Here is a 9,806-nt window from a genome sequence, read left to right on the forward strand (position 1 = left end):
AATGTATGAATAAAAGAGATAGAAGCGAGAATCGGATATTGGTCCGGGCCGGTTCTTCAAGAGTAGACTAAAAATGCAATATTATTGCCCCAAGATGAAACGGTTTGAGAATTGTTTTTGTGGCTGTTAAAGATTTCAATGTCAGAAATAGATAACCAATTACTTTCTAAAGCCATAGATGTGCTCGGCAATGAAAAAGAGGCTTTTCATTGGCTGCAGACGCCTAAGAAAGCTCTAGGCAACCAAGTTCCGATAAAAATTGCTGAGACCGATGAAGGCAAACAAGAAGTATTGGCTTTGCTCGGTCGCATTGAACATGGTGTTTTTTCTTGATGAAACTAATATCACGAGGACCATGATGGAATGACAACAATACAGAATCTATCGTCGATATTATCTGTGGCGGGAGCCGCCATTCAAGCCGTCAACTGCCAAGCATCATCTCGCTGTCATTGTAATAGAACCTAGCTTTTAAAGTTGCAAAAACATGGAAAGCTTAGCCTCACCCGCAGTCCGCCCGGTATATTTTCAAACGATAATTCACCATCAAGCACTGTTGCAATTGAGTGGGTAATGCTCAGGCCCAGACCAAAGTTGCCTTTACGTTTGTCATGAACAAAACGCTGGGTGATAGAGGGTAGTAATTCATCTGGCACGCCCCCTGCTCTGTCTTCTACCTCCCACGTTATCATTCCTTTCTCTACTACGCTGATAGTGACCCTTTGCCCCGGAGCTGAAAACTGAATCGCATTTTTAATCACATTCCGTAAGGCCAGCGAGACCAGCTCTACCGGTAAATGCAGCTGCGTCTGAGTAGACACCGTTGTTATGACTTCAACCTGTTTTGCTTCAGCTATCGCTTTTAACGGGGACAATGCACTTTCCGTAATGGTGGCGGCATCCGTTGATGAAGACACAGATGCCATCTGGTTTGAATCCAGTCTTGCCAGCATCAGGAGCTGATCCAGCATCTGTGATAATTGTTTCAAAGCAACTTCCGCTTTCCTGAGACTATCACCTACGGATCGATCAGACTTGAGCATGGCCACCTGCAATTGGGTGCTAATGCCTGCCAATGGCGTTCGTAACTCATGCGCCGCATCTGCGGTAAACCGTCTTTCGTTATCAATAACCCGCTGAACACGGCTTAGTAGTGAATTAAATTCCGTTACAACTTCTTTGACTTCCATCGGTACCTGTTGCAGTTCAATCGGGCTTAGCGTGCTGCCACTTCGTGCAGCAAACTGATTCTGAAGTCTGGTAAGCGGTTTAAAAACCTGTTTGATGACAAAAAAAGTGGTCACAAGCATCATGAAAACAGCAAAAATCAGCGGCACCACCACACCAATCAAAATCAGGTTCAATAACTGCTTCCGTTTATCGGTTTTTTCTGCTGTGGTGACGGTGAAATTATCACGCGATAGCTGGAAAACACGCCAGACTGTATTTGCGTCAGTCACAAAGCTATAGCCCTCATTGGCCGAGACAAGCACATCCTGGCCGCTATCCCCGGAGCTGACGAGCACTGAACCATCAAGTCGCGTTACCCTGCAGGCGATTGTCTCTGGAAACGTCGCATTTTGAGTCAATTTCTCAAGCACAGTGCTTGTGGATGATTGCTCGATATTGTTTAAGTCATACTCCTGCATAAGCGTAGCCAGCATGTTCGCTGAAGCCGCCAGTCTGTCATCGAGCACCTGGTTGACGTTGGTTTTTATGGTGAAGTACAGCCATGGCGCGATACCCAGCCATAGAATACCGACTGTTAGCAGCATAGAAAGCAGGAGTCTGTATCGTAAACTGCGCACTATGCTGCATCCGTTGCAAAGTAATATCCCAGACCCCGCTCAGTTCGTATCAGATCGTTACCCAATTTCTTTCTGAGATTATGTATATGAACAGCGACTGCATTGCTGACCACACCTTCGTTCCAGCCATACAGCCGGTCCTGTAGTTGTTCAGCGCTGATAACTTTACCCGGTTGCCTGAGCAGTGCCTCCAATACGATCATTTCACTTTTTGACAGTTTAGCCGGAAAGCCATTGACTTTTACCTGGGCCCTGGCCGGGTCAAAAGTAATGCTTTTGTAGCTAAAGATGTTATCTGCACGCCCAACCGTCCGCCTGACAATGGATTGAAGTCGTGCTATCAATTCGTCAAAGTCGAAAGGTTTTGTGAGGTAATCATCTGCACCACGCGATAGACCGGAAACACGATCAGGAACAGCATCTCGCGCGGTTAAAATTAAAACCGGTGTCAGAATTTGTTTGCGGCGCCATTTGCTGAGCAGTTCCATGCCATCTTCATCTGGCAAGCTCAGATCCAGAATCACCACATCATATTGGGCCAGTTGCACGGCCTGGGTGGCAGCCATGGCATCCCTGACCCAGTCGGCAGAATGGCTCAGCGCTTCCAGTCCCTGCCTGATACCGTCGCCCACAATTTCATTATCTTCAACAATCAATACATACATATTCGTTACCCGTCTATCTGTCTGATTATCGCTCACAAAATTAAGTGAATATTAGGGTCACGCTAATACAGAGCTAATTTCTGCCACCTAGACTTTGCTTCGTCTCTCAAGATTCAGTCGTGGTTTTAATTTATGTGGTTGGTGCAGTTCGCCCTCAAACGTCCTTATTCCGTTGCCTCGATGGTACTGCTGATTATCGCTATCGGTATTTCAAGCTACAACAAACTCGCGGTTGATGTACTACCTAAAGTCGATATCCCGTCAATCAAACTTATCTGGACTTACAAAGGACTGAATGCCCGGGAGATGGCAGCCAAAGTCACGACTTTCAGTGAAGTCGCGATCATGAATAATGTCGATAATATCAAGTCGGTCAGATCGCAGACGATGAGCGGTACGGCGATTGTTCATGTCGAGTTTCAGTCTGGCGTTGATATCGCTAATGCCATGGCACAAACGACGAGCGTTTCACAAACAATTATCAGGCGCATGCCACAGGGCATTACCCCACCATTGATTGTGCAGTACAACCAGTCCAGCCATCCGATTATTCAACTTGCCATTTCTTCTGACCGGCTCTCTTCGGCCCAAGTTGCCGATTTTGCGCGCCTAAGACTGCGCGGCATGATCCAGACCATCAATGGTGTAAGGATGACGCTGCCCTATGGCGGAGCGACACGCGTGATTAATGTCGACCTCAGACCCCGGGACTTACGAGCGCATAAATTAACGCCGGAAGATGTCAACCTGGCGCTGTCGCGGGAAAACCTGACCCTGCCGACTGGTGATATCCGCATTGATGCCAACAATATACAGTTACTGATCAATGCAGCGCCCGACACTGTCGATGAGATCGCCCAGATTCCAATTACCACGGGTCGTGACCAGTTGATCTTACTCAGTGATGTGGCCGATGTCCGCGATGGTAGTGCGGTTCAGACTAATATCGCGCGAGTCAATGGCAAGGAAGGTGTTCTTGTCTCGCTGATTAAGCTTGGTGACGCCTCTACCACTGACATTATCGAAAAGCTGAAGCAGATTTTGCCGGGCATACAACAGGCCGCACCGGACGGTGTGGAGATCACGCCCATTTTTGATCAGTCGACGTTTGTCAGCCATGCCCAGGATCACATCAAAAAAGAAATGTTACTGGTTGGCTTTCTGGTTGCTGTGATCATTATTCTTTTCCTGGGGTCCGTCAGGGCCACGCTGATTGTTCTAACATCTATTCCGCTCTCCCTGATGGTCTCACTGGCTGTATTGCATTTGAGCGGTCACACCATGAACCTGATGAGTCTGGGCGGACTGGCACTCGCCATCGGTATCCTGGTCGATAACGCCCTGGTGGAAATAGAAAACATAGAGCGACTGATTCACGAGGGTCATCCACCGCGTCAGGCCGCCTTAACCAGCGCAACCCAGGTTGCCCTGCCCGAGTTGATCTCGACCCTGTCGATCTGTGTTGTGTTCAGCCCTATCTTTCTGCTGGAAGGTGTTGCCGGATATATATTCAAACCGATGGCGCTGGTGGTAATGAGCGCTTTGCTCGCATCCTACCTACTCTCACGGACTGTCGTGCCATTACTGTCAGTGTTGCTGTTAAAACGTACTTCAGGCAGCAGCAACCCTATCCATAATGGGGTCATCAATAGCACTCACTGGATCAGTGAATGCTTTGTCAGTCTCGCGGCCAAAACCCAGAAATTTCGCCTTGTCACGCTGATTATTGCTGCCATGGTGCTGAGCGCTGGAGTGCTGGCTTTCACCTCCGCAGGCCAGACCTTTTTCCCCAAAACTGATGCTGGCCTCATCAAAATTTACCTCAGAACAGTGCCCGGCAGCCGCATCGAGAATACGGCCGCCTCCTTTGCAGAAGTACAGAAAAGAATCAGAAAAATCATTCCTGCCAGTGAAATTGACACGATTGTCGAAAATATTGGCACACCAGAGTCGGTCAACCTGGCCTGGGTCCAGAGTTTTACTGTGGGCAGTTATGACGGTGAGATTCTGATTCAACTGCGTGAGCCCCATCAAGCTACCGACGTGTATCTGGCGAAGATCAGGCAAATGCTGAAACGTGATTTTCCGGAGTTCATGCTGATAGCACAACCAGCTGATATCACTAACCAGACACTTTCAGGAACTGCCCCAGCGACGATAGAGGTTCAGTTCCGTGGCAAGGACACCCACAACAACCAGTTGTTGGCAGAGAACATGATTCAACAAGCAAGTCGCCTCCCGAACGCTGTGGATGTCAACATTCAGCAGGTCCTGAAGCTGCCAAGCTTTGACATTGATATTAATCGTCAACAAGCAGCCAGGCGCGGACTGACAACACGAGCTATCACATCGAGCGTATTGGCAGCGCTGGGAGCGGGCAACAGTGTATCGAGTAATTTCTGGGCAGATCCTGCTTCCGGTTTTTCCTATGAAGTACAAACCCAGGTGCCCTTATTGAGGCTGAATTCCGAGTCAGCGCTGTTGAGTCTGCCAGTGGGTCGCTCCAGCGATGACAGCATCATCAAACTTGCCGATGTTGCCACCATCAAACCGACTCTGGTTCCTGCGACCGTCGGAAGAACGAACCTCAGACCGACTTTCAGTATCCTCATTAACGTCGAGGGCGAATCACTTGGCGAGGTGTATGACAGGGTAGCGAATATCGCCAAACAGTTACGTACACAACTGAAGCCGGGAAATACTATCGACATTGCCGGCCAGGCCCAGGAAATGGACCAGACATTCAAAACGCTGGCCAAAAGTTTTGGGCTGGTGCTGTTCCTGGTCTACGTGATCATGCTGTTTAATTTCAGCTCGTGGCTGCTGCCGCTGGTTGCCTTGTCCAGTGTGCCTTTTGCCATTACCGGGGCCTTTCTGGCTTTAGTCGCGACGGCCACCCCTATCAGCGTACCGGCGATTCTGGGCTTCATCATGGTCATCGGTGTGACCACCGCCAACAGTGTACTGATAACGTCTTTTGCCAAAGATATCTGGCATACAGGGGTCAGCGCCAGTCAAGCGGCCATGTCTGCCATTCGCTCCCGCTTCCGCCCTGTTCTGATGACGGCGCTGACCATGATACTGGGTCTGATGCCCATGGCTCTGGCACTGGGCCAGGGTGGTGAACAGAATGCGCCGCTGGCGCGGGTGGTCATCGGCGGGCTGCTGGTCGGAACGCTGTCCACTTTTATTATTGTGCCCTGGTGTTTCAGCCAGATCGCTTCTCGCATCAAGCCATCACAAACAGAGGTTCATTAGTATGACTTTACAGCATGTTGCTCTCATCATTAGTATCAGCGCTTTCCCTGTCATCGCCTGGTCAGTCATCGCTCCCGAAGAGTCAGCAAAGACCGCAGAACTAAAGTCAACAACCCTTGAAATTAAAACTACCCAGCCACGGCTGTATGAATCGACAGAGCGATACAGCTTACCTGCCACGTTAGAAGCCGCGGAATCAGTGGACATTTTCGCGAGAGCCAATGGTTATCTGAAAGAACGTCATGTTGATATTGGTAGTGAAGTCAAACAAGGCCAGTTACTTGCCCGACTGTCTTCACCGGAATTAGAAGATCTAATACATCAGGCCAGGGCCGATATCCGTAAGCAAAAGTCGCTCGTCTTGTTAACTAAAAGACTGGCGCAACGCTACCAACAACTCAAAGATACCGGGGTCGTAAGTATCGTTGATGTGGAGGAGAAAATATCTGACTTTGAAGTGGCCAAGGCAGTGCTGACAAATTACGAGGCAAGGCTGGAACAGCTCAATGAAGAGTATGCCTATACTGAAATTCGTGCCCCTTTTTCGGGCATCATCACCCAACGCTTTACTGAAATCGGACAACGCATTTCTGCCAGTGATCAGAAGCCATTGTTCACGCTGAACCGGCAAAATGAACTCAAAGCGGTTGTCTACATACCACAATCAATCCTTAACAAGGTTAACCAAAGAACCGGGGCCAGTCTGATCATTGATGGCACCAGTGAGACTATTGATGAACTTCAATATCTCAGACAATCCTCAATACTATCCTCATCGGATGGCACCATGAGAGTCGAGTTTCTGATTCGCAATACATCACTGACGCCGGGAATGACAGGAGAGGTAAAGCTGCGACAGGTGGCTACTCAAGACACCTATGTGCTGCCACTCAACACTATTCGCATGGTGGATGGTAAGCCGACCATTCAGGTATTTGAGGACGGTAATGTGACTAGACTGCCTGTCAATATCGATGCATTTATGACAAATGATGTCCGTGTTAGCGGCAATCTATCCACAACACAAAAAATCATTATCAACCCTAATGCATTGCTTGAAACGACAAACGCACCGTCTTGAGTCTATGTCAGATTAACGAACTCGATCTAAGCTCAAGCACACTAGCTGTAAGAACAGAAATTGGTGAAAGGCACTCATTGATGGAGAAGCTGGAGCCCTGGGGTGCTGGACATAATCGTTGTTCATCATCCTGAATATTGCCCAGGCGTGAATGTTGAATTAATCTTTGAAGAAAAAGTTGGTTTTAGTATCATCAAAACTGTCGGAGTCACCCTACATCTATATCCACTGGGGAGAAAAATTTAGGAGCAACATGAGGTTGCAGTTTCTCTTAACTGACCAGTAACCTGAGTCCGTTAATATTGCAATACATACTTGAGGATGGTGGCAGTGGTTAGGGTTCTACCCCGATTTTGCGGACACATCAAACAAGCCCCATAGGCGACGATTTCGCCGAGGTTTGGAGAGTATATCCATAGTGATTGCTCAATAAAGAAGCCAATCAAAACCTCACTTGGAAACGAGCATCGATACGCAAGTTTATGCAGGTTATTTATTCAACACCGTCTTAGCCTCATGTTTTTATTATCACCATCTGAAAGTACATGTTGGACTGCGCAAATTAAGCCTGATTACTTTTACGCATTTTCTGAAAGCGTTTGAACATTTTTCGACTAGGGCGTCTTTCTGCTTTTCTATCCTGAGAATCGTCATATACCGCAGCGAATGCAAATAGAAAACTAAAACTACAACCCACAGCGAATATCATGAGCCCAACCCTGTGAAGGTCCAAAGCAGGCCATAATGGTGCTGTAATTACGATAGCTGCCCCTGCCAATACTAAGCCGGCAAGGCTAATTGATGCCTGCTCTGTAATGGCACTTTTTAACAGGCTCTGCCCAGTATTTCTAGCATGGATTTTTACCGGCAATAACAAAGCTAAGCCAACGGCTAAAATCATCAGAATCATCAAAATCACCAACATTTCCAGTTCCCCTTAGAGTAATCAATTCAAAAATATCAGCCGTCATTGATTCTTTTGGCACTCATCAGTCTCCATCATCATTTTTATCTACTAAACGATAGCTCGTACTGCGGCCTCCTCCCGGGTTTTGCAAAAAAATGCCTCGTTGAACTAGGTCTTGAATATCACGAAGAGCAGTATCCTTCGAGGTTTTCGCCATCTTCGCATACTTAGATGTATTCATATACCCAACAAAATCATGTTCCAACATTCTGTTGATAATCTCTCGTTGCCGCTCATTCACAGGGTTTTGATTAATGCGCTCCCACAACCGAGCCTTGAAAAGAACGCTACTTAACACTTCTTCAGCATTGGTTATTGCATGCCCTAAACAATCCAGAAACCAATCCAGCCAATGGGTAATTTCTGGTGAGGAACGCTGTTGTCGCTCCAAATTTTCATAGTAGTGTTTCCTTTCAGCCTCAATCTGATTCGATAGGCTGTAAAAACGATCAGGTATGCCTTCTGCTTGCGCTAATGTCATATCCGTTATGGCTCTCGCAATACGACCATTACCATCTTCAAATGGATGAATCGTCACAAACCATAGGTGGGAGATACCTGCTTTCAATACTGGGTCGACATCCGTTTGGCGTTCAAACCAGGAGAGGAATGCGGTCATTTCCTGCTCGACCATCTCAGACCCTGGCGCTTGAAAATGCACTTTCTCTCGACCTATAGGTCCAGAAACGACCTGCATGGGATCATTCTCAACTCTTCGCCAATCAGCCACGGTTATGCGACGCATACCGCTTCGTCCTGTTGGGAAAAGTGCTGCATGCCAATCAAAAAGACGTTCTTGAGTTAAAGGCTTATCAAAGTTCTGCGTAGCATCCAGCATCATCTCAACAATGCCCTCGACATCACGACTGGCAGGGACAAGGCCGGCAACGTCGATGCCCAAACGTCGAGCAATTGATGAACGAACTTCTTCAGGATTTAAATCATGTCCCTCGATAGCTGAAGATTTCACCACATCATTGGTTAAAGTTCTAAGACTCGCCTCTTTTCTTAAATCAAAGCCAAGGGATTCCATTCTCCCTAACAAACGTCCTTGGCGATGGCGTATATCAGCTAACTTGGATGTTAGCTTTTCTGTATTCCATGAAAAATTGGGCCAGTCTTTATGTTCGTATATCCACATAGAATTCACCGCATATAATGCGGCAATAATAGGCTCTATTCACCGCAAAAGCAATCATAATCGCCGCATTAGGCGCAGTGATTAATGCCGCATATTCACCGCATCTAGACTGGAGAATGCTCTGCTCATCGAAAACTCAATCAAACTCCCAATAAGACCCCTTAATCATTTCAGTAAACAATTCATCAGGCGTTTTCCAACTTCTCATTGCATTCAGAGCTTCATTCTGGCCAATGACAGATCGTGCCGCCTCTAGCCTGCTATTCAATTCACTATGCTGTTCAACTGCATGCTCTGATAAAGCTGCCTCAGCCTGATCAAAAAAACGCTTTATGCGTTCTGCTTCACCCCACTTATCGATAATGTCTTTCAGTGCCTGTTTACTCTCATCAGCAGCCTTTAAACGAATACGTTCACGTTCTGCGCGCCTATACTCCTGACATTCAATTTCCCATTCACGCCTACGCTTTTCTGCTAACTCAACTGCTTCAACATGTAATTTCAATATGTCCGGTGCCGCTTCAGCTACCTCCTTTACCAAACGCTGAAAAAGCTCTTTAGTTCCTCTGACACTTGGTATTAGCCACTGACCTGCCCCCGATCTTTAATCCAGTCTCAACTTAGTAATGTTCGTGGTTTTTGAATTAATTTGTCGGTTGGCAACAGCAAACTCCAATGGGGTTTGATAGCCAAGGGATGAATGCGGTCGGTTTTCATTGTAGTCAATTCGCCACTTGTTAATCAGCTCTCTGGCATGGGCCAGATCAATAAACCAGTGCTCATTCAGACATTCATCCCGAAACTTACCGTTAAAACTCTCAACATAGCCATTTTGCATTGGCTTACCCGGCTGTATCAGCTTGAGTTCAACACCATTTTGATAAGC

The 9,806-nt window shown here is 47.2% G+C and carries 9 protein-coding genes; 3 read left to right on the plus strand and 6 right to left on the minus strand.

Features of this window, described 5'->3' with window-relative positions:
* The first annotated feature begins 138 nt into the window (after positions 1–138).
* On the plus strand, positions 139–333 hold the full coding sequence (locus FH755_RS13465; RefSeq protein ID WP_292441628.1) for an MbcA/ParS/Xre antitoxin family protein: 195 nt from the start codon (positions 139–141) through the stop codon (positions 331–333).
* Positions 334–464: 131 nt separating this feature from the next.
* On the opposite strand, the gene FH755_RS13470 is transcribed toward FH755_RS13465, so the two are convergent.
* Both FH755_RS13470 and FH755_RS13475 read right to left on the minus strand, forming a co-directional pair.
* Positions 465–1,775, minus strand: coding sequence for an ATP-binding protein (locus tag FH755_RS13470; RefSeq protein ID WP_292441629.1), 1,311 nt, complete (start codon positions 1,773–1,775; stop codon positions 465–467).
* A 32-nt stretch (positions 1,776–1,807) separates the two neighbouring features.
* Entirely contained in the window at positions 1,808–2,473 is a 666-nt protein-coding gene (locus FH755_RS13475) for a response regulator (protein WP_292441630.1), read from the minus strand.
* Between the two features lie 132 nt (positions 2,474–2,605).
* Here FH755_RS13475 and FH755_RS13480 point away from each other — a divergent pair, with 132 nt between their 5' ends.
* Together FH755_RS13480 and FH755_RS13485 are read left to right on the plus strand one after the other, a co-directional pair.
* Positions 2,606–5,731, plus strand: a complete 3,126-nt coding sequence (locus FH755_RS13480) for an efflux RND transporter permease subunit (protein ID WP_292441631.1) — start codon at positions 2,606–2,608, stop codon at positions 5,729–5,731.
* Position 5,732: 1 nt separating this feature from the next.
* Positions 5,733–6,812: an efflux RND transporter periplasmic adaptor subunit gene (locus FH755_RS13485; RefSeq protein ID WP_292441632.1), complete on the plus strand. Its 1,080-nt coding sequence runs from the start codon at positions 5,733–5,735 to the stop codon at positions 6,810–6,812.
* A 562-nt stretch (positions 6,813–7,374) separates the two neighbouring features.
* On the opposite strand, the gene FH755_RS13490 is transcribed toward FH755_RS13485, so the two are convergent.
* The 4 genes from FH755_RS13490 to FH755_RS13505 form a co-directional block, all read right to left on the minus strand.
* Positions 7,375–7,737, minus strand: coding sequence for a hypothetical protein (locus FH755_RS13490; RefSeq protein WP_292441633.1), 363 nt, complete (start codon positions 7,735–7,737; stop codon positions 7,375–7,377).
* Between the two features lie 64 nt (positions 7,738–7,801).
* A complete protein-coding gene (locus FH755_RS13495; protein ID WP_292441634.1) occupies positions 7,802–8,920 on the minus strand; it encodes a Fic family protein in 1,119 nt (372 codons plus the stop codon).
* A gap of 136 nt (positions 8,921–9,056) precedes the next feature.
* Complete coding sequence (locus FH755_RS13500) at positions 9,057–9,425, minus strand: hypothetical protein (protein ID WP_292441635.1); 369 nt, start codon at positions 9,423–9,425, stop codon at positions 9,057–9,059.
* 99 nt (positions 9,426–9,524) lie between these two features.
* Positions 9,525–9,806 (minus strand): transposase (locus FH755_RS13505; protein ID WP_292441636.1); only part of this gene is annotated, 282 nt, incomplete at its 5' end.

Source organism: Methylophaga sp. (assembly GCF_009711715.1).
GTDB lineage: Bacteria > Pseudomonadota > Gammaproteobacteria > Nitrosococcales > Methylophagaceae > Methylophaga.

Bases quoted from the DNA above. Each gene is read 5' to 3' on its own strand.
- FH755_RS13465 (WP_292441628.1), top strand. From the start codon at position 139: ATGTCAGAAATAGATAACCAATTACTTTCTAAAGCCATAGATGTGCTC.
- FH755_RS13470 (WP_292441629.1), bottom strand. From the start codon at position 1,775: ATGCTGCTAACAGTCGGTATTCTATGGCTGGGTATCGCGCCATGGCTG.
- FH755_RS13475 (WP_292441630.1), bottom strand. From the start codon at position 2,473: ATGTATGTATTGATTGTTGAAGATAATGAAATTGTGGGCGACGGTATC.
- FH755_RS13480 (WP_292441631.1), top strand. From the start codon at position 2,606: ATGTGGTTGGTGCAGTTCGCCCTCAAACGTCCTTATTCCGTTGCCTCG.
- FH755_RS13485 (WP_292441632.1), top strand. From the start codon at position 5,733: ATGACTTTACAGCATGTTGCTCTCATCATTAGTATCAGCGCTTTCCCT.
- FH755_RS13490 (WP_292441633.1), bottom strand. From the start codon at position 7,737: ATGTTGGTGATTTTGATGATTCTGATGATTTTAGCCGTTGGCTTAGCT.
- FH755_RS13495 (WP_292441634.1), bottom strand. From the start codon at position 8,920: ATGTGGATATACGAACATAAAGACTGGCCCAATTTTTCATGGAATACA.